22 protein-coding genes are annotated in these 18473 nt (G+C 45.4%); 14 read left to right on the forward strand and 8 right to left on the reverse strand.

The window, feature by feature from the left end:
• Positions 1-93 precede the first annotated feature (93 nt).
• From moaC to fdhD, 4 genes are all read left to right on the forward strand, one after another.
• On the forward strand, positions 94-582 hold the full coding sequence (gene moaC, locus HMPREF3144_RS04450) for a cyclic pyranopterin monophosphate synthase MoaC (protein WP_070476635.1): 489 nt from the start codon (positions 94-96) through the stop codon (positions 580-582).
• 146 nt (positions 583-728) lie between these two features.
• Positions 729-1646, forward strand: coding sequence for a formate dehydrogenase subunit beta (gene fdxH / locus HMPREF3144_RS04455; RefSeq protein ID WP_070476637.1), 918 nt, complete (start codon positions 729-731; stop codon positions 1644-1646).
• A gap of 2 nt (positions 1647-1648) precedes the next feature.
• Positions 1649-2317 carry a formate dehydrogenase subunit gamma gene (locus tag HMPREF3144_RS04460; protein WP_036557529.1) on the forward strand — a complete coding sequence of 223 codons (669 nt, stop codon included), beginning with the start codon at positions 1649-1651 and terminating at the stop codon, positions 2315-2317.
• 14 nt (positions 2318-2331) lie between these two features.
• The gene (gene fdhD, locus HMPREF3144_RS04465; RefSeq protein ID WP_070476639.1) at positions 2332-3129 is read left to right on the forward strand and encodes a formate dehydrogenase accessory sulfurtransferase FdhD; all 798 of its coding nucleotides are present in this window, start codon (positions 2332-2334) and stop codon (positions 3127-3129) included.
• 18 nt (positions 3130-3147) lie between these two features.
• Here the strand turns inward: fdhD and glp are convergent, their stop codons facing one another.
• The 6 genes from glp to HMPREF3144_RS04495 all read right to left on the reverse strand — a co-directional run bounded on the left by glp (position 3148) and on the right by HMPREF3144_RS04495 (position 7294).
• Positions 3148-4359, reverse strand: coding sequence for a molybdopterin molybdotransferase MoeA (gene glp / locus HMPREF3144_RS04470; protein ID WP_018026109.1), 1212 nt, complete (start codon positions 4357-4359; stop codon positions 3148-3150).
• A gap of 9 nt (positions 4360-4368) precedes the next feature.
• A complete protein-coding gene (mobA, locus tag HMPREF3144_RS04475) occupies positions 4369-4983 on the reverse strand; it encodes a molybdenum cofactor guanylyltransferase MobA (protein WP_018026108.1) in 615 nt (204 codons plus the stop codon).
• Positions 4968-5426 carry a molybdenum cofactor biosynthesis protein MoaE gene (locus HMPREF3144_RS04480; RefSeq protein WP_070476642.1) on the reverse strand — a complete coding sequence of 153 codons (459 nt, stop codon included), beginning with the start codon at positions 5424-5426 and terminating at the stop codon, positions 4968-4970. The genes mobA and HMPREF3144_RS04480 overlap by 16 nt, the downstream gene beginning before the upstream one ends.
• Before the next feature lies 1 nt (position 5427).
• Positions 5428-5679 (reverse strand): MoaD/ThiS family protein, encoded by a 252-nt coding sequence (locus HMPREF3144_RS04485; RefSeq protein ID WP_018026106.1) that lies wholly within the window; start codon positions 5677-5679, stop codon positions 5428-5430.
• A 29-nt stretch (positions 5680-5708) separates the two neighbouring features.
• On the reverse strand, positions 5709-6398 hold the full coding sequence (locus HMPREF3144_RS04490; RefSeq protein WP_070476645.1) for a glutathione binding-like protein: 690 nt from the start codon (positions 6396-6398) through the stop codon (positions 5709-5711).
• A gap of 191 nt (positions 6399-6589) precedes the next feature.
• Positions 6590-7294 carry a M23 family metallopeptidase gene (locus HMPREF3144_RS04495; RefSeq protein WP_018026104.1) on the reverse strand — a complete coding sequence of 235 codons (705 nt, stop codon included), beginning with the start codon at positions 7292-7294 and terminating at the stop codon, positions 6590-6592.
• Between the two features lie 99 nt (positions 7295-7393).
• Here HMPREF3144_RS04495 and HMPREF3144_RS04500 point away from each other — a divergent pair, with 99 nt between their 5' ends.
• The 3 genes from HMPREF3144_RS04500 to HMPREF3144_RS04510 are packed head-to-tail and all read left to right on the forward strand — an operon-like array spanning position 7394 to position 9195.
• Positions 7394-7795: a hypothetical protein gene (locus HMPREF3144_RS04500; protein ID WP_018026103.1), complete on the forward strand. Its 402-nt coding sequence runs from the start codon at positions 7394-7396 to the stop codon at positions 7793-7795.
• Complete coding sequence (locus HMPREF3144_RS04505; protein WP_070476647.1) at positions 7788-8162, forward strand: hypothetical protein; 375 nt, start codon at positions 7788-7790, stop codon at positions 8160-8162. Before HMPREF3144_RS04500 ends, HMPREF3144_RS04505 begins: the two co-directional genes overlap by 8 nt.
• 19 nt (positions 8163-8181) lie before the next feature.
• Complete coding sequence (locus HMPREF3144_RS04510) at positions 8182-9195, forward strand: Bug family tripartite tricarboxylate transporter substrate binding protein (protein ID WP_018026101.1); 1014 nt, start codon at positions 8182-8184, stop codon at positions 9193-9195.
• Positions 9196-9213: 18 nt separating this feature from the next.
• Here HMPREF3144_RS04510 and HMPREF3144_RS04515 read toward each other — a convergent pair whose 3' ends face one another.
• Complete coding sequence (locus HMPREF3144_RS04515) at positions 9214-9999, reverse strand: SDR family oxidoreductase (RefSeq protein ID WP_036557550.1); 786 nt, start codon at positions 9997-9999, stop codon at positions 9214-9216.
• Positions 10000-10082: 83 nt separating this feature from the next.
• On the opposite strand from HMPREF3144_RS04515, the gene HMPREF3144_RS04520 reads away from it, so the two are divergent.
• The 7 genes from HMPREF3144_RS04520 to HMPREF3144_RS04550 are packed head-to-tail and all read left to right on the forward strand — an operon-like array spanning position 10083 to position 17492.
• Entirely contained in the window at positions 10083-11456 is a 1374-nt protein-coding gene (locus HMPREF3144_RS04520; protein ID WP_070476650.1) for an anti-sigma factor domain-containing protein, read from the forward strand.
• Between the two features lie 12 nt (positions 11457-11468).
• Positions 11469-14417, forward strand: coding sequence for a monovalent cation/H+ antiporter subunit A (locus tag HMPREF3144_RS04525; RefSeq protein ID WP_070476652.1), 2949 nt, complete (start codon positions 11469-11471; stop codon positions 14415-14417).
• 17 nt (positions 14418-14434) lie between these two features.
• Positions 14435-14779 carry a Na+/H+ antiporter subunit C gene (locus HMPREF3144_RS04530; protein WP_018026097.1) on the forward strand — a complete coding sequence of 115 codons (345 nt, stop codon included), beginning with the start codon at positions 14435-14437 and terminating at the stop codon, positions 14777-14779.
• The gene (locus HMPREF3144_RS04535; protein WP_070476654.1) at positions 14776-16398 is read left to right on the forward strand and encodes a monovalent cation/H+ antiporter subunit D; all 1623 of its coding nucleotides are present in this window, start codon (positions 14776-14778) and stop codon (positions 16396-16398) included. The genes HMPREF3144_RS04530 and HMPREF3144_RS04535 overlap by 4 nt, the downstream gene beginning before the upstream one ends.
• A gap of 1 nt (position 16399) precedes the next feature.
• Positions 16400-16891, forward strand: a complete 492-nt coding sequence (locus tag HMPREF3144_RS04540; RefSeq protein ID WP_048768796.1) for a Na+/H+ antiporter subunit E — start codon at positions 16400-16402, stop codon at positions 16889-16891.
• The gene (locus HMPREF3144_RS04545; RefSeq protein WP_018026094.1) at positions 16891-17169 is read left to right on the forward strand and encodes a K+/H+ antiporter subunit F; all 279 of its coding nucleotides are present in this window, start codon (positions 16891-16893) and stop codon (positions 17167-17169) included. Before HMPREF3144_RS04540 ends, HMPREF3144_RS04545 begins: the two co-directional genes overlap by 1 nt.
• Positions 17166-17492, forward strand: coding sequence for a monovalent cation/H(+) antiporter subunit G (locus HMPREF3144_RS04550; protein WP_018026093.1), 327 nt, complete (start codon positions 17166-17168; stop codon positions 17490-17492). The genes HMPREF3144_RS04545 and HMPREF3144_RS04550 overlap by 4 nt, the downstream gene beginning before the upstream one ends.
• A gap of 9 nt (positions 17493-17501) precedes the next feature.
• On the opposite strand, the gene HMPREF3144_RS04555 is transcribed toward HMPREF3144_RS04550, so the two are convergent.
• Entirely contained in the window at positions 17502-18437 is a 936-nt protein-coding gene (locus HMPREF3144_RS04555; protein WP_070476655.1) for a LysR substrate-binding domain-containing protein, read from the reverse strand.
• Positions 18438-18473: the final 36 nt, after the last annotated feature.

An 18473-nucleotide genomic window follows, 5' to 3' on the forward strand; every position in this document is an offset into this window, starting at 1 on the left:
CGGTCGGGCTTGGCCGTCTGGAAGCAGGAATCCCCTCCCTTTAGGGAGGGGAGGAAGTCATAATGAAGCTAAACTAAGAGGAGCATAGCATTTATGTCAGCAAAAAAACTTACGCATTTTAATGAAGACGGTCAAGCACATATGGTCGATGTCGGCACCAAAGACAGCAGCAAACGTCAAGCGGTGGCCGCTGGCGCCATTGTGATGAATCAGGTGGCTTATGATTTACTTGCCTCTGGTCAAAGTAAAAAGGGCGATATCTTAGGCATTGCCCGTATTGCGGCAATTCAGGCTGCTAAGCAAACAGCTCAGCTCATTCCTTTATGCCATCCCTTAGCCCTAACCCATATTAATGTAGATTTCCAGCTATTTCCCGAGGCCCGCAAAGCGAGCATTGAAGTGACGGTAGAAACCATTGGTAAAACAGGCGTGGAGATGGAAGCGCTGACCGCTGCGAGTGTCGGTTTACTCACGGTTTACGATATGTTAAAGGCGGTTGATAAAGGCATGGTCATTGAACAACTGCAGTTACTTAAAAAAAGTGGTGGTAAATCGGGTGATTACGTCCGACGAGCTGATTAGCTTTTTTTTAGGGTATCACTTAGCTTACATTTTTATCCACAAGGAGTATAATGTAGGCGTTATACGTGTTATACGCGAGCTTTATGTAATTGCTGCTCGCTAAGCAGCAATTATCTAAGTGTTTAATTTTTTTTAGGAGATATGTGATGGCGCTTCAATCACTGGATATTAAGCGTCGCTCAGCGACGTCGACAGTCACGCCACCACCTCAAGTTCGCAAGCCTGTGGTAGAAGTTGCTAAGCTGATTGACACGACTACCTGTATTGGCTGTAAAGCCTGTCAAGTTGCCTGTTCCGAGTGGAATGATTTACGCGATGAAGTCGGCACTAACGTCGGTGTCTATGACAACCCGGCTGACCTCACCCCAAAAAGTTGGACGGTGATGCGCTATAGCGAAACTGAGGAATTCGGTAAGCTTGAGTGGCTAATTCGTAAGGATGGCTGTATGCACTGTGCGGACCCAGGCTGTTTAAAGGCCTGTCCTTCGCCGGGTGCAATTATTCAATACGCTAACGGTATCGTGGATTTCCATCAGGAGAACTGCATTGGTTGTGGTTACTGTGTAGCCGGTTGCCCTTTCAATATTCCACGCGTTTCCAAAGAGGACAATAAGGCCTATAAGTGCTCTTTATGTTCTGATCGTGTTGCTGTCGGTCAGGAGCCCTCCTGTGTTAAGACCTGTCCTACGGGTGCCATTCGCTTCGGTTCCAAAGAGGCGATGAAGACATTTGCCGAGGACCGTATCCAGGATCTTAATCGTCGTGGCTTTAAAAACGCCGGTCTTTATGACCCTGATGGAGTAGGTGGTACGCATGTGATGTATGTTCTACATCACGCTGATAGGCCTGATTTATATAGTGGCTTACCTACTGATCCTAAGATCAGCTCAAGCGTTCAAATCTGGAAGGGCATCTTAAAGCCATTAGCCACCGTTGGTATTGCGGCAGCCGGTTTTCTAGGTTGGTTGCACTACATTACGATTGGTCCTAGCCGCACCGATGAGGATCGGGCTGAGGTAATCAATAAGGACGGTGATGTTCTACCTAGCGAAGAGGAGGCATAAGCATGACTCAGCATATTAAAATCAATGAACCCGTGATTCAGCGATACCGCAAGGTAGAGCGTGTTAATCACTGGGTTACTGCCGGCTGCTTTGTGTTACTGGCCATTTCAGGTTTAGCCTTTTTCTATCCTGCTTTCTTCTGGCTTACCGGTATTTTTGGTACACCGCAATTAGCTCGCATGTTACACCCATGGATTGGCGTGGTCATGTTTATTAGTTTCATGATCATGTTCTTCCGCTACTTCAGCCATAACTTTTTAAATAAAGAGGATGTGAAGTGGCTGACCTCGGTGGGTGATGTATTGCGCGGTCGAGCTGTCGGTGATGTTGGCAAGTACAACGCTGGTCAAAAGGCCATGTTCTGGTTAATGAGCAGCTGTATGCTAGTTTTGCTCATTACTGGTTTGTTAGCGTGGCATGCCTATTTTGGTCATGTGGTACCAATCCCAGTTAAGCGTATCGCTCTGTTGCTACATGCTGCTGCTGCCTTAGTATTAATTGCCGGTATTATTGTGCACGTGTATGCCGCTATTTGGGTTAGAGGCACGATTCGCGCCATGGTTGAAGGCGTAGTGTCTCAGGCTTGGGCGCGTACGCATCACCCCCGTTGGTATCGTGAGGTGATGGCCAAGCGTGATGAAAAGGCCAAAACCACTAATACCACGGTGTAGTTCATTTTTGCTTGATGAATCCTTTATCAAAAGCATCTGTCTGGCGTCTTGAGCAGGGTGTTATCACACCCACTCAAGACGTTCTTATTCAGGAGACCCCAGTATCACTCGTATACAATGGGGTCTCACATATTGTCTTGATGGCGACACCCGCCGACCTGGAGGCGCTAGCCTTAGGCTTTAGCTTAAGTGAGGGGATTATTAAACGTCCTTCACAGCTTTATGATGTGCAGCTCTACGAAACTGAGCAAGGCATCATTGTGGATATGGAAATAGCCACCGCCGCTTTTGTCGAGTTAAAGCATCGGCGCCGTAATCTTCAAGGACGTACGGGCTGTGGCCTATGCGGGATTGAAAATTTAGCAGCGGTAAAGCCTGAAATTGCCCAAATTAGCCATCATGTCGACCTGACTGCCGAGGCGATTAAAAAGGCCTTAATCCAATTTGATGAGATGCAACCTTTGCGTGAATCTACGGGTTCCGTACATGCTGCAGCGTGGGCTACGCAAAGCGGTGAGATTCAACTGAGTTTTGAGGATGTGGGACGTCATAATGCCCTTGATAAATTGATCGGTTATGCGATGAAGCATCAGCTTCCGTGGGAAGAGGGGTTTGTGGTAGTTTCTAGTCGAGCCAGCTATGAGATGGTTTTAAAATCCGCCTTAAGTGGTATTTCCTGCTTGGTCGCCGTATCCGCACCTACCCAGTTTGCTGTTAACTTAGCCAAAGAGGCCGGTTTAACCTTAATCGGTTTTGCCCGACCCCAACGTCAGGTGATTTATCATGGGGCAGAGCATGTGTTCACTGAGTGACGCTCTGCCTCAGCTAAGCTAGTCCAAGGCCCCTGCGAGTGGATAGACATTGAGTAGCTGTGCAGTCTTAACATCCGCTTGTGGGGGAATTTCAACCAAGACATCGCCATAGGAAATGCCGGAGAGCATATGTGAGTCTTGCGTACTTAATAACTCCACCCAAAGGCCTTCCTCATTATTAACTAGGCGGCCTCGTCTAAAATCCCTTCTGATACTTTTATTTTGACTGATATCAAATGCAGCTTTGGCCTTAAAGCTAAATGGCTTTGCTTTGTCAATGCTGACGCCAGCAATACGCTTCATAGCAGGCAACGCCAGTAGTAGGGTAGTGGCATAACTCGCTACCGGATTACCGGGTAGTAAAAACACTTTGGTATTAGTCCCTACCTTACCCCAGCCAAATGGCTTACCCGGTTTAATTGCTAATTTCCAATGCTCAATTTCACCTAATTCCTCAAGCGCTTGCTTTAAATAGTCTTTTTCACCAACGGATGCGCCACCGGTAAAAATCAATACATCTTGGGTGCTCGCTGCCTCACTGATACGGGTTTTAAGCGTCTCCAGTTTATCCTCAATGGCACCACCGCTGCTAATCTCTAAAAAACGGTAGCGCTTTAAAAAGCTTAATAACATCGGTCGATTAGAATCATAGATTTGATTGATGGCTAAGGCTTGTCCCAAGGGTGTTAATTCATCGCCCGTAGAAAATACCGTTAGTTTCAGTTTAGCAAAGCAGGGCACTGTAGCATAACCCTGGCTTGCTAATAAGCCAATGGCCGCCGGCGTGATAGCCCGATTTGCATCAAGTAATACCTCACCTTGTTGTAGCTCCTCGCCCATATAGCGAATGTTTTTTCCTGCGGCAAAGGCTTCTTTAATACTGATACGATCGCCGTTGCGCTCCACCAGTTCCTGCTGAATCACGGAGTCACAATGCTTAGGCATGCCTGCACCAGTCAAAATACGTACGGCTTGCCCAGGCTTTAAGTCGAACTGTGCACTTTCATCGCCGGCAGCAATGGTCCCAATCACTTCCCATGTTAAGCGTTGCATATCATTTACTGCATAGCCGTCCATGGCGCTATTATCAAATTGCGGTGCGGGATACTGAACTAATAGATCCTTGGCTAATATGCGACCCACGGCCTGTTCTAAGGGCACTTCCTCAATGTCTTGCGTGCTTAGGGCATTGCTTAGTAGATCATTTAAGGCGTCATAATAGTCTCTCATGCTTATCCTTTATACTTGGTAGCCAGCTAATAGGCTGGGCTCATTAATATTTGTAAATTGCTGATGATTGCTAAATTGGATAGTGCCATAATCACAGCTGCGAATAAAGCCCATCACTCGGTTTTGCTTCGCGGGATCATCTAAGTAGGTCTTAAGTGGCTGTAAAATACGTCGTCTGCATTGCATAATCACAGGATGCACTTTATCATCGGTCGCCGCAACGACTAAATCTTTATCAGGATGACTTTCTAAGTATTGATAAAAAAGCCACGCTAAATTATTTGGTAAGTATGGGCTATCACAGGGCAAAATCTGTATCAACTCAATATCTTCTGCCAACTGCGTGATGCCACTATAGATGCCTGCTAAGGGACCGCGCTGCTGATAAGGCGCAAGGTCGGCGACCACCGGGTAACCGAAGGCTTGATATTGCTCATGAGCCGCATTGGCGCTGATCATAATATGCTCTGTATAAGGGCTTATTTTATCTAGCATATGCTCAATCAAAGGGCGTTGATTTAAGCTCAACAAGCCCTTTTGTTGATAGCCCATCCGCCGTCCTAAGCCGCCAGCTAAGATAACTGCGGCCAAGGAGGGGAGCGGGGTGCTTAAGCCTGCCAGCATGCGGTATGCTCTAAATCCGACTGCTTCATCTCAACCCAGTGCGAGCTGCCGTCAACAAAATGCTCCTTTTTCCAAAAGGGGGCATGGGTTTTAAGATAGTCCATAATAAATTCATTAGCCTGATAGGCGGCCTTTCGATGCTCACTCGCCGTCAACACTAACACAATATTTTCATTAACTGCAATGCGTCCGACCCGATGGATCACGCGCACATAGTGAATTGGCCATTGTGCCTTAGCTTGTAGAATGATTTTTTCTATCTCTTTTCCAGTCACTCCGGGAAAGTATTCTAAAAATAAATGGCTCAGCGCTTTGTCATGGTCATGCCCACGTACTTTGCCCGTAAAGCTAACCATGGCGCCCGTATTGGATACACTGGACTCAAGCGCTTGAAGTTCCTGCTGCAGACAAAAATCCTGCTCCTGAATGCTGATGCGATGCATACTAGCCTCCAGTTACTGGCGGTAAAATAGCTACCTCGGCATCAGGCGCCACCTGCGCTTGGAAATCATGCACAATCTCTTGATTTACTGCCACTTTATAAACATTGGCTGGGGAGAGGGTGGATTGCCATGGCTCACCGCGGCCACGTAAAACGTTTAAAAGCTCATCAACCGTACCACCAGCCCAATCGATGCGCTCATTGCTCACATCGAGCTCCTCTCGTAGCTTAGCCATATAATGAATCTGTAGCATAATAAACTCAATACTTCCTTTTTAAACTATTATTTTTTACCGTATAGATGCTTTTTCGCTTCATCCGTCATGGGCTTGCCTTGATCTGGATTGTATTGAGGAATTAAGGCATAGGCAGCAATCGTCGCTGGACGCTCGGCAATGCGTTTAATCCATGCTTGAATATGTGGGTAGTCATTTAAATCCACATCTTGACGCTCAGCATACAGTGCCCAAGGATAGCAAGCCATATCAGCAATGGTGTAATCATCACCGATGATAAAGTCTTTACCTGCTAATTGCTTATTTAGTACATCATATAAACGACGTGATTCATTGACATAGCGATTAATGGCATAGGGGATTTTCTCATCAGCGTATTGATTAAAATGATGATTTTGACCGAGCATTGGACCAAAACCACCCATTTGCCAATATAGCCATTGTAAAGCTTGGTAGCGTTTCGGTCCTGATTTAGCTAAAAATAAACCCGTCTTATCGGCTAAATACTCTAAAATAGCACCCGACTCAAAAATAGCCAGCGGCTCACCGCCACCAATAGGATCCTGATCCACAATGGCTGGAATACGATTATTCGGTGCAATTTTTAAGAAATCTGGATCAAATTGATCACCTTTGCCGATATTAATCGGATGTACCGTATATGGTAGACCAGCTTCTTCTAAGAATAAGGTGATTTTATGACCATTTGGTGTCGTCCAATAATAGAAATCAATCATTTAAATCTCCAATAGCAATAATTGCTTTAAATGCATTCTGACTATTGTAGCAAATAAGCCCTAGGCTAAGAATAAGCTCCATATAAAATTCGCATAATGTATATTATGTAAAGTACGATATTTATAACGTGATAAAGATAAATGCACTGAACTAGCTATCATGTTTGAAACTCATACGACTACCCCGAAACTTATTTAAGAATGGTACGAACACGACCATTTGCCTGTCGATTAACACGACCACCCTGTATTTTAGGGCTACTGTCATTATTTAATACCAATAAATGATCACTGCCACTTTCACCCGTTAATGGATTAAGTGATAAACCGTTTTTGCGAATTTCAAAATGCAAATGTGGTCCGGTAGATAAACCGGTATTACCTGTATAGGCGACGATATCACCCTGATTCACCCAATCTCCGATATTGACCTTGAATTTATCTAAATGGGCATAGACCGTACGATAAGTGGAATTATGCTTAATCACTAGTAAATTGCCATAGCCTCCCTGATAACCGGCAAAAACAACCTTGCCATGCTCAGCTGCTTTTACCTCAGTGCCGATGGGTACGGCATAATCAATACCAGTATGCATGCGTGGCGTCTGGGCAATAGGATGCATACGCCAACCATAATGAGATGATATGCGCCCGCCTGCTACCGGCTTTTTGATAATACTTTCAAAACGAATATCTTCGCGATAGGCGGCGCCACAGGCTGCACTACGACAAGCGCCTTTAAACGCCACATCACTATCAAGCTGTGGTAGCGGACCTAAATCCGTGTCCACATCCGTCGCCACCCCAGACTGCGCTGCGGCTACACTACAGACGAGTGTAAAAACGATGCTGATGAAGGCTTTAAAAGGAATAAAATGATGTAAGTGGTGGCGCATATAAAGAAATAAAGCACATAAAGTGTGCTGTGGTTAGCTGCATCTCAAGCTTAAGTATATTAAACTATGGCTACGATAGACAAGGCGATTTACACTCTTATGCAATTTAACCCCTTAAAAATCATAGCGTTACTCATCAGTCCCCTGATTTTATCCGCTTGTACTCAGCAACCCTACCCACAATCGGTGAAAAATGATTTACTCGCCATGTGTATGGAGGGTATTATGTCCGGTCAGACACCGGTGTTGGATGAAAATCACCAAAAAGAGAATATTGCTAAAAATTTGGAACTGTGCGAGTTCCGGCTCAGCCACTTTGTTAAAAAGGTCAATTATGAGGATTATGCACGTTATCAGCTACATTTATATCAAAGCTTTGAACGTGCGTTTAGGCAAAAGTATGTTTTAAGTGATGTTTATAATAATCTTTCGGACAATGATCAACGCGTATTTGAACAAATCTCCAAAATCATGCTTGGGTTAGGCGATAAAGATGAATAAGACCTTTAAAATCAAGGCCCTAAAGGCGCTAATCCTCTCTTGTTTAAGTCTTTCTTGGAACTCATCTGTATTAGCAGAAGTCAGTGAGGACAGCTATAGCGATCAGGATCGACACAAAGCGATTATTATGTGTATGACCGTACAGTATGTGCAGCTTTATCAAGAGCACCCTGCCGAAGAAGATGCGATGACGACATGTAATGCTCGCTATCAGCGCTTGATGCAAGACATTCCCTATGCCCATTATAAGCAATGGTTGCTTGATACGCCCTACAGCCCCTACCCAAGTCCTGAAACCTCAGCGCTCTTAGATCAGTATCATCGTATTATGCTGGGTTTAGATGAGGCTACCCTACTGATTAATTAATTGATAATCTGGAAATTGTATGAAAAACAAACTTTTTACCTCCTTTTTTACTAAATTTTTTGGCGCTACGCTAGTTGCTACGGCTGTTGGTGTTGCTAGCACGGGGACTGCCATGGCCCAAACTCAAGCCGAGGCGCAATGGCCCAATAAGGAGCTAAAACTCATTGTGCCATTTGGTGCTGGCTCAACCCCAGATCAAATTGCGCGTGTGGTTGCAAATGAGGCCTCTAAAAGCCTTAATCAGCCCATTATTATTGAAAATCGACCGGGTGCTGGCGGTAATATCGGTACCGCTGCAATTGCTAAGGCTAAGCCAGATGGCTATACCTTTGGTATTAGCATTAACGGCCCCTTGGTGTATAACCAATTTCTCTACAAAAACCTAAGTTTCGATCCAAATAAGGATCTATACCCGTTGACCTTGGCCGTGACTCAGCCTAATGTGATTGCAGTGACGGCTGAGAGTGGTATTGAGACCCTAGCGCAATTGGTGGAGGAACTTAAGCAGAAGCCAGATAGCATGAATTTTGCCATTCCTGGCACCGGCTCAGGTTCACATTTAAGCCAAGAGCTGCTTTTACAAACCGTAGGCGCTAAGGCGCAAGCGATTCCTTACAACTCCTCACCACAAGCCTTAAACTCCTTGGTCGCCGGTGATACCCAATTTACTGCCTTAGCCCCCATTGCGCTCGTGCCATTAGCAAAAGACGGTCGTTTAACCTTATTGGCACAAACTGGTGCTGAGCGCATTGAGGCTTTGGCCGATGTGCCAACGATTAAGGAAAGTGGTGTGGCTGATATTGTTGGTGCGGCATGGTCAGGCTTTGTTATTTCCAATAAAGTGCCTCAAGCGATTAAGCAAAAACTACAACAGGCCTTAGTTGATGCTTTAAATCAAGAAGAAGTGGTTAAAACATTGAGAGCACAATATATGGAACCTACTCCATCGACGCCCGAAGAGTTTAAAGCCTACATGGAGGAGGAAAAGAATCGTTGGGAGCCCTTAATTAAAAGCCTCAACTTATCGCTATAAGCCTCATCTGAGTTAGTACTAAAAACTTGCGCTGAAGCCGCCGTCAATGGTTAGAATTTGACCATTGATGTAGGAAGCGGCTTCAGATGCAAAAAACACCGCCGCCCCTGCCAGTTCCTCCGGTTTACCCCAACGCTTCAATGGTACCCGCTGCACATGAGAGGCCTTTTCCTCCGGCGTGCGCATCATGGACAGATTTCTCTCGGTTTCAAAAAATCCGGGCGCAATACCATTACTGGTAATACTATGGCTAGCATACTGTACGGCTAAACTTCTCACCAAACCCTCCAAGCCCATTTTCGTGACGGGATACACAGAATCCCCGGCCCGAGCTAGACGCCCCGCAATCGATGAAATGCTAATGATACGCCCCCACTGCTGCTCCATCATAAGCTCGGCCACTTGCTGTGATAAATAAATCGCGGCCGTGAGATTTTGCTGCACAAGGGACACAATTTCATCCCGTTTAAAGTCTTGAAGCGATTTTCTTATACGCGCACCGATATTATTGATTAAAATATCACAGGTAGCATAATTGCTTTTAATTTCTAGGATTGCCTTATCAATTGCGTCGAAATCGCTAAGATCTGCGCATAAGTAGTGGAGTTGTATGCCCTGCTCTGCCGCCTGCTGTTGCAGCGTGATTAATTTTGCTTTATCACGGCCGTTGATAATTACCTCGGCGCCACTACGCGCCAGGGCCATCGCCATTGCGAGACCAAGGCCACTGGAGGAACCGGAAACTAAAGCGATTTTATTATTCAGTTTAAAGTTGTTTAAAAATGAGTTTCGTATCTCAGCCATATGAGTTGACTCTCTACTATAATATTTTTAGTTCAAACAGCTTATTAAGTTTAGCTCTTAAGATTCAGTACTAAGCGTAACATATGAAAGCAGACAAAAATAGCGCCCAATATCTTGAAAAATTACTCACAGCAATTGCAAAAAAGCAGAAAAATGCGCTGCAACAGCTGTTTGATTCAGAAGCTGAATCGATGATGGCGCTAGCCCGTCAATCATTACTACAAGAGCAATCTGCCCAACAGGTATTACTAAAAACTTTTTTGACGATTTGGGAAAATGCGGATAGTTATGCACCTGAGATTGGCTCTGCCCGAGGTTGGATTTATAGTATTTTACGCTTTCAAATTCGTGAGTATTACCAGACGCACTATCAAAGTCATGCCTTAGCCCTTGCCAAAGAGCCCGCCTTTAAGCCCTTGGGCATGGCTGAGATCCAACAGCAGTTACACCCGCATATAAAGCCTGAGGAGTCGCTGCATTTCTATTTTGAGCAACTCACTGAGGAGCAGCAGAGCTCCTTATTGACGGTATATTTAAGTCCCGACACACAGCCTGTCGCCGCCACCCGTATGGGCATATCCCTAGCTCGTATCAAAGAGGATATCAGCATCGGCTTACACCATCTGGCACGCTCCTTTCCCCATTTGCCACAGCATGAGGAGGGACTCATCTTAGGAGAGTATGTGCTAGGTGGCATGAGTGATAGTGATCTCAACCGGGTTTATGACATTCTTAATAAAAACGTCGATAGTACGCGTATTATCTTGCTGTGGGAGGAGCTATTTACCGAGTTTATTGCCCAATTGCAGCCCTGCTCGCTGAACCCTAGTTTATGGCGCTCCTTAAATGATAAGCTTAAGCAACTGCATCATCAACAAAAAGAGCAGGAACGTAAGCAATACGATAGTAGCTATGAAGGTGAGCGTGAGCCGCTAGATCAGGAACTTGCGGACAAAGCTAAGGCGCTGGCTAAAGAGGGTAAAAGAATGCCACTTTCCCTACGTTTGCATTTCCTCTGGCGCTCCATTAAGTTTTGGCAGGCGCTTGGTCTAGCCTCATTGTTAGTTGCTTTAGCGGTTTTGTTATGGCCCAGTTCTGGTAATACGCTACGTTGGGTAGCCGTACTGACGGATCGTTCAGCCACCCCTTCGGTTGCTTGGGTGCTTAAAGTGACGGCAAATGGCAAGGCATCGATTACCCCTAGCTATCAGCAAATCGGGCAGTCCGGTTTTGATTTGCAGTTATGGAGTAGCACTGATAATGGTCAAACCATGCGTGCTATTGCGCTCTTAGATGCTACTGGCGTTAATCGAATTGACGCGTCTCGCCTCAATGAATTACAGCCAAATCAACGTTTTTATATCAGTCTTGAGCCTAAAGGTGGTTCAAGTGCCAATAAACCCAGCGGCAGCATTCTTTTCCAAGGTTCAGCTGTTGATTTAGATTCCAAATCCTAGGACAGTTGACCTATGTACTTAGCCGGCATTGTTTTACTCCCCTTTTTAGCTAGTTTAATTGCGGCAATCTTGCCGGATGATACACGCAACCGAGAGGCGTGGTTATCCGGTATCACTGCCCTCCTCTGTTTAAGCTTAGTCCTTTTAAAAAGCCCCGACATCATGAACGGCACGGTGATTGTGGAGCGTTATCACTGGATCCCAGCCCTGGATTTAGTCTTTACTTTCCGCATGGACGGCTTTTCTTTTGTTTTTGCCTTGCTAGTTTCGGCGATGGGTGCATTAATTTCGCTCTATGCCCGCTACTATATGGACCCGGCCGATCCTCGTCCACGCTTTTATGCCTTTTTTATGATTTTTATGGGCGCTATGCTGGGCTTAGTACTATCTGGCAATGTGATTCAAATGGTGATTTTCTGGGAACTGACCAGTATGGCTTCCTTTATGCTAATCGCCTATTGGTTCCATCGGGTCGATGCTCGTCGAGGCGCAAGAATTTCCTTTACTGTGACAGCAAGTGGTGGCTTTGCCCTATTAGCCGCTGTACTGATGATAGGTTACGTGGTCGGAAGCTATGATTTAGAAACAATTTTAAGCTCCGGTGATGTATTACGTAACAGTGCCTATTATCCAGCGATTGTGATTTGCTTTGCACTTGGTTGCTTAACGAAAAGTGCGCAATTTCCCTTTCACTTCTGGTTACCTAATGCGATGGCGGCACCGACACCGGTGTCGGCTTATTTGCATTCCGCTACGCTGGTTAAGGTGGGGGTGTTTGCCTTAGCTCGTTTTTGGGAGGTGCTTTCAGGTACTGATTTATGGTTTTATCTGATTAGTGGTGCTGGACTTATATCCTTTGTTATCGGTGCCTACAATGCCTTTTTCCAAAAGGATATGAAGGGTATTTTGGCCTATTCGACCATTAGTCATTTAGGTTTGATTTGTACCTTATTAGGGATGAATAGCCGTCTTGCTTTGGTGGTGGCTATTTTCCATATGCTTAATCATGCGACCTTTAAAGCCTCACTCTTTATGGCAGCAGGGATTGTGGATCATGAAACGGGTACGCGTGATATCACGATTTTAAATGGTCTCCGCAAAGCCATGCCGGTGACGGCTTTATTAGCAGCCGTAGCAGCGGCCGCCATGGCCGGGGTGCCCTTACTAAATGGCTTTATTTCAAAAGAGATGTTTTTCTCGGAAACCTTGTTTGCCGAAGCCTCTTTATCTAATCCCTACTTCTTACCCATTATGGCAGTGATAGGCAGTATTTTAAGTGTGGCCTATTCCTATCGCTTTATTGTTAGCGTGTTTTTTGGTGAGCCCCATTTTGAATCACTCCCTAAAAAACCGCACGATCCTTATAAGTGGATGTTAGTGCCTAGTGCGATTTTGGTTTTTCTCTGTGTGTTAGTGGGTGTATTACCGCAGCATACCATTGGTCCGCTTTTAAGCACGGCAGTATCGGGGGTGTTGGGACCTAATCACGGTGTTGAGTACGATTTGGCCGTATGGCACGGTTTTAATATTCCCTTATTAATGAGTGTATTGGCCATGGTTGGGGGGATTTGTCTGGCCCTGATTATGCACCGATCCTTATTGGCCTATCCGGATGTGACGCCATTTACCGAACGATTCGAGGGGCGTCGTATCTTTGATAAGATCATGGATTATGTGGATATTTTCGCCTTTTACACCGTGCGCTGGGCTTCTTCGGAACGTATGCAGATTCAACTAGTACTGGTTGTGTTAATTAGTATTGTGGTAGCCACCTTACCATTGATGGGGCGTTACGATATACCCAGCCCCGATCTAGCCGATATTAATTGGTTATTTTTTGCCTTGTGGATCGTTGGCTGTATGGGTGCTATTCTGACTGCTTATCATGCCCAATATAATCGCTTTAGAGCCATTATTTTTTCAAGTGCCACTGGGATTGTGGTGGTCGTGACCTTTGCCTGGCTATCGGCCCCGGATTTGGCCTTAACCCAATTAGTGGTTGAAGTGGTTACCTGCGTGTTACTGCTTTTAGGTTTGCGCTGGTTGCCTGAACCTAAGAAAACGCCGAATGAGCTGGATGAGGATCCGGTGCTGGCCTTAAGACGCCGGCGCGATTTAATCATTGCCTTAACGGCCGGTATCGGCATGAGTTTATTAGCCTACTTCCTGATGATGCGCCCTAATAATCGCAATGATATTGGCGATATCATTTTAATCAAATCCGTGCCTGAGGGGCATGGTACCAATGCGGTCAATGTGACTTTAGTCGACTTCCGTGGCTTTGACACCTTTGGCGAAATTACGGTATTAGGGATTGTGGCGTTAACCGTATATGCGCTGTTACGACGCTTTAGACCACCTCAGGAAATGTTGCATGCACTGGACAGCGTGCGTGAGGAGCTGACAACGGATTTACGCCGGATTAAGGAGGATGGTAAGCTGCCCAAAGGTACCATGCTGGTACCGAATGTGATTGGTCGTTTACTGATGCCCATCACCAGTTTGATTGCTTTTTACTTTTTCTTCCGTGGTCATAACTTACCGGGTGGTGGCTTTGTCGGTGGCTTAATTTTTGCGACCGGTGTGATTACCCAATTTATTATTAGCGGTATGTTGTGGGTAGAGTCTAAATCCCGCATTCGTCCCCAAAACTGGTTAGCGGTGGGTTTGCTGTTAGCCGGGGGTGCTGGGGTCTTGCCAATGCTCTATGGTTTGCCTTTCCTATCGGCCATGGTGTGGGAGCCGGTACTGCCCTTTTATGGAAAATTACATTTTTCTACGGTGTTACTCTTTGATTTAGGTGTATTTGCCCTGGTCGTAGGTACCACGACCTATATGTTGGTTGCCTTAGCACACCAATCATTACGCTATTATCGTAAAAATATTCAAGCCGATCTACAACTGGATCAAAGCTTAAGCCCTACGGCTAAAAAGCTCGCAAAATCCATTAATAAAAATTAATTTAAGGAATTCACACTATGGAAATTGTCTTTGCCTTAGCCATCGGTATCCTGACCGGTTCCGGTGTTTGGTTGATTCTGCGTTCCAGAACCTTTCAAGTGATTATGGGCTTGTTAATACTGAGTTATGCGGTGAATCTTTTTATCTTTGGCGGTGGTTTATTAAATGTGGGGATGCCTCCGATTATTCACGGTGCAGCGGTAGTGAATCCTGAAGACTATGCCAACCCCATTCCGCAGGCTCTCGTGCTTACTGCCATTGTGATTGGTTTTGCTACCACCGCTTTATTTCTAGTTTTATTATTAGCGCAGCGCGGTCTTACTAATACTGACCATGTCGATGGTGCGGAGAGCGATGAATGAGTGGTTTTTTAATGCATTTACCCATTCTGCCCATTATTATTCCCCTCTTTGCTGGGGGGCTAATGATTTTGCTCAAAGAAAAAAGGCGTAGCCTAAATACCTTTATTTCCTTTGCCTCAGTGCTGGCGCAATTAGCGGTGGCGATTGAATTATTACTCTATACCAGTAGTTTTTTAGAGGTTGAATGGACTAATAATATCGCTGTCTATTTATTAGGTAATTGGCAAGCGCCCATCGGTATTGTCTTGGTGGCCGACCAATTGGCAGCCTTAATGCTTTGTTTAACAGCCTTCTTAGGTTTAACTTCGCTTAGCTTTTCGACCGCATTATGGAATCGTGTCGGGATCCATTTCTATCCGCTGTTACAGTTTATTTTGATGGGTTTAAATGGCGCCTTTCTGACCGGTGATTTATTTAATCTATTTGTGTTTTTTGAGGTCTTTTTAGCCGCATCCTACGGTCTTTTATTGCATGGCTCTGGCTCCCAACGCGTCAGTTCCGGCATGTTGTATATCACCATCAATATGGTGGGAGCTTCCTTATTATTAATCGGTATTTCAATGATTTACTCGATTACCGGCACCCTTAATTTTGCAGAAATTGCGGCTAAAGCGGGTGCTTTGGATGCCGAAGATCGCTTGTTGTTTGAAACCGCCTGTTCGATTTTAGGAGTGGCTTTTTTAATTAAAGCTGCTGCTTGGCCGCTTAACTTTTGGCTAGCTAATGCCTATGCCGTCGCTAGTGCACCCGTGGCTGCGATGTTTGCGGTGATGACTAAGGTCGGTATTTATGCCCTCTTACGCGTCGGTTCACTCTTACTGCCTTCCGGTGCACCCGCCGCCTTTGGTGGTGAGTGGATGTTTTTTATCGGGATTGCGACCTTAGCGTTTGGTGCGCTTGGGGTGCTTGCCGAAAAGCAAATTGGTCGTTTAGTCGGCTACAGTGTGATTTTATCCTCTGGTGTATTACTTTCTGCCCTAGGCATGCCGGGCGTCTCAATGACCGGTCCCTCACTCTACTACCTCCTTAGTTCGGTGCTTGCTTCGAGTGCCCTATTCCTACTGGTGGAATTAATTAATCGCATTGACCACTACGAAAGCGCCTTACTTTCCGTCAGTATGGAGGCCTTTGGTTTAAATGAGGAGGAGGACAGTGACTATAGTGCACAGGTCATTGGTTTTACCGTGCCGAGCGCCTTTGCCTTTTTGGGGATTGCCTATATTATTGCGGCCTTGGTCATCATTGGACTTCCCCCTTTGTCTGGATTTATCGGTAAAATCGCCCTACTTTCCAATGTATTAAAGCTTAATAACTATGAAATCTCTGCGATTCATACGTGGTTATTATTGAGCTTTTTGATTTTATCCGGGCTGGCTGCCTTAATTTCCTATATGCGTACCGGCATTTTGACGTTTTGGGTGCCAGAACGGGTCAATCGACCCAAGCTGAGTTTTAGAGAAGCCGCACCCATTGTTTTACTCTTAAGTGGCTGTGTTTTAATCAGTATTTTTGCCAATCCAGTCATGGAGTTAATGAATAATATCGCTTTATCATTGGATGAGCCCTTTTTGTATATTCATGCCGTGATGCAACAACAAGCACTCCAAGGAGCCCATTAATATGCGCAGTTTATTTTTCTGGATTCCGATGACCATGGCGCTTTTTGTGGCATGGATCATGCTAACCGGTAGTCTATCCTTGGGCCAATTGACGCTGGGGTTTGTGCTCTCCTTCAGTTTGATTCTGTTATCAACGCGACTGCGGCCCGATCAGGCCTATCCTCGCCGCATTGGTGCCATGATTAAGCTCTTTTTTATTGTGCTGAAGGATATTTACCTCTCTAATTTCTACGTGATGCGCTTAACCCTCAAAGCCAGACCAGATAAGCAGCCGGTCGCCGGTTTTGTTAATATTCCTTTAAGCCTGAGAGATCCACATGCCATCGCCTTATTGGCTTGTATTATTAATTATGTACCCGGCACGGTTTGGAGCGGTTTAACTGAAAATGGTTATATCCTACGCTTACACGTGTTTGGTTTGGTGTCAGAAGAAGAGTGGCACCACACGGTTCAACAACGTTATGAGCCTTTGTTGATGGAGATTTTTGAATAATGGGTCTACTAAATTTTGCCTGCTATTTTGCCATTGCCTGCTATAGCCTTTCTAATGTGCTGACCCTCTATCGTGCTATTAAGGGTCCTACGCCGCAGGATCGTGTGCTGAGTGCTGATGTCACCTACACCAATTGCATGCTCTTGGTGTTTACCTTGGGTATTTTATTTAGAACGCCTTGGTACTATGATATCGGTCTGTTGATTGCCCTATTAGGTTTTGTGACCACGGCTGCCATGGCTAAGTTTTTACTGCGTGGTGAGGTGATTGAGCCATGACACACGACATCCCTTTATGGATAGAAATTACGGCCTCTATTCTGATCATTTTAAGTGGCATCATTACCCTGATTGGTAATATCGGCTTGGTGAATCTATTGTATTTCAGAAAGCGTATTCATGCACCTACCCTCGGTAATAGCTTGGGTCTTTGGTTTTTGATGGTGGCCTCAATGCTCATTTCCTATGTGCTTGGCGACCGGCGCTTTTTCCATGAAATGTTGGTGGTGATTTTTATTTTTATGACCTCCCCTATTTCATGGACACTTTTAATGCGCTCTTATGTGCTAACACAAGCACGACAAGATACTGAGGATCTGTAACTTGTCGTACTATGATGCTGCGTGCATATCAAACGGTAAGTTTGCTTTTTCAACCGCTTCAGTCAAGGCTCTAATCGCTGCTTGGCGGGTATAGCTCTTACGCCAAACCAGCACAATTTCTCTGGAGGGCGCAGGCTCTTCAATCGAGATATACTTAATCCTATTCTGACGTTTTGCATACTCATCACAGCATATGGCGCTTTCTGGCAAGAGGGTAATACCAAGGCCAGATGCGACCATATGGCGAATTGTCTCCAGGGAGGAACCTTCAAAGGAGCGTTGCATACCATCAATGGATGAGGAAAAAGGCGACGTCTCCGGACAAGCCTCTAGTACTTGATCTCTAAAGCAATGACCATTACCCAGTAATAACATGGTCTCGTCCTTAAGCTCATCGATATTAATACGCTTGAAATTGGCCCACGGGTGATTAGCAGGTACGGCCAGAATAAATTTTTCCTCATACAAACTAAGAAAATCCAAACCGCTGTCAGGTACGGGTGCGGCCATAATGGCACAATCAATTTCTCCTTGACGCAGCATTTCCACTAAGCGCACAGTAAAACTTTCTTGTAATACCAAGGGCATATTAGGATTTAACTGCATATGAACGGGCATCAGATACGGCAATAAATAAGGCCCTACGGTATGAATTACACCCACCTTGAGCGGACCGGTTAAGGGATCATGACCTTGACGAGCAATTTCTTTAATTTCGGAACTGGCCTCTAACACCTTGCGCGCTTGATTAATAATTTGCATACCAATCGCCGTGATGCCGACTTCAGTGCCACCGCGTTCAAAAATCAGCACGCCTAATTCATCTTCCAATTTTTTAATGGCCACCGATAAGGTGGGCTGACTCACATAGCACGTTTCTGCCGCACGTCCGAAATGACGCTCGCGCGCAACGGCCACAATATATCGTAATTCAGTTAACGTCATACATTTTCAACCTATAGACTCAAGCGCCTGAAGCGC

The organism is Oligella sp. HMSC05A10, assembly GCF_001808335.1.
Classification (GTDB): Bacteria; Pseudomonadota; Gammaproteobacteria; order Burkholderiales; family Burkholderiaceae_B; genus Oligella; species Oligella urethralis.

Coding starts and splice junctions, on each gene's coding strand:
- moaC (WP_070476635.1), top strand. CDS start 94: ATGTCAGCAAAAAAACTTACGCATTTTAATGAAGACGGTCAAGCACAT.
- fdxH (WP_070476637.1), top strand. CDS start 729: ATGGCGCTTCAATCACTGGATATTAAGCGTCGCTCAGCGACGTCGACA.
- HMPREF3144_RS04460 (WP_036557529.1), top strand. CDS start 1,649: ATGACTCAGCATATTAAAATCAATGAACCCGTGATTCAGCGATACCGC.
- fdhD (WP_070476639.1), top strand. CDS start 2,332: ATGAATCCTTTATCAAAAGCATCTGTCTGGCGTCTTGAGCAGGGTGTT.
- glp (WP_018026109.1), bottom strand. CDS start 4,359: ATGAGAGACTATTATGACGCCTTAAATGATCTACTAAGCAATGCCCTA.
- mobA (WP_018026108.1), bottom strand. CDS start 4,983: ATGCTGGCAGGCTTAAGCACCCCGCTCCCCTCCTTGGCCGCAGTTATC.
- HMPREF3144_RS04480 (WP_070476642.1), bottom strand. CDS start 5,426: ATGCATCGCATCAGCATTCAGGAGCAGGATTTTTGTCTGCAGCAGGAA.
- HMPREF3144_RS04485 (WP_018026106.1), bottom strand. CDS start 5,679: ATGCTACAGATTCATTATATGGCTAAGCTACGAGAGGAGCTCGATGTG.
- HMPREF3144_RS04490 (WP_070476645.1), bottom strand. CDS start 6,398: ATGATTGATTTCTATTATTGGACGACACCAAATGGTCATAAAATCACC.
- HMPREF3144_RS04495 (WP_018026104.1), bottom strand. CDS start 7,294: ATGCGCCACCACTTACATCATTTTATTCCTTTTAAAGCCTTCATCAGC.
- HMPREF3144_RS04500 (WP_018026103.1), top strand. CDS start 7,394: ATGCAATTTAACCCCTTAAAAATCATAGCGTTACTCATCAGTCCCCTG.
- HMPREF3144_RS04505 (WP_070476647.1), top strand. CDS start 7,788: ATGAATAAGACCTTTAAAATCAAGGCCCTAAAGGCGCTAATCCTCTCT.
- HMPREF3144_RS04510 (WP_018026101.1), top strand. CDS start 8,182: ATGAAAAACAAACTTTTTACCTCCTTTTTTACTAAATTTTTTGGCGCT.
- HMPREF3144_RS04515 (WP_036557550.1), bottom strand. CDS start 9,999: ATGGCTGAGATACGAAACTCATTTTTAAACAACTTTAAACTGAATAAT.
- HMPREF3144_RS04520 (WP_070476650.1), top strand. CDS start 10,083: ATGAAAGCAGACAAAAATAGCGCCCAATATCTTGAAAAATTACTCACA.
- HMPREF3144_RS04525 (WP_070476652.1), top strand. CDS start 11,469: ATGTACTTAGCCGGCATTGTTTTACTCCCCTTTTTAGCTAGTTTAATT.
- HMPREF3144_RS04530 (WP_018026097.1), top strand. CDS start 14,435: ATGGAAATTGTCTTTGCCTTAGCCATCGGTATCCTGACCGGTTCCGGT.
- HMPREF3144_RS04535 (WP_070476654.1), top strand. CDS start 14,776: ATGAGTGGTTTTTTAATGCATTTACCCATTCTGCCCATTATTATTCCC.
- HMPREF3144_RS04540 (WP_048768796.1), top strand. CDS start 16,400: ATGCGCAGTTTATTTTTCTGGATTCCGATGACCATGGCGCTTTTTGTG.
- HMPREF3144_RS04545 (WP_018026094.1), top strand. CDS start 16,891: ATGGGTCTACTAAATTTTGCCTGCTATTTTGCCATTGCCTGCTATAGC.
- HMPREF3144_RS04550 (WP_018026093.1), top strand. CDS start 17,166: ATGACACACGACATCCCTTTATGGATAGAAATTACGGCCTCTATTCTG.
- HMPREF3144_RS04555 (WP_070476655.1), bottom strand. CDS start 18,437: ATGACGTTAACTGAATTACGATATATTGTGGCCGTTGCGCGCGAGCGT.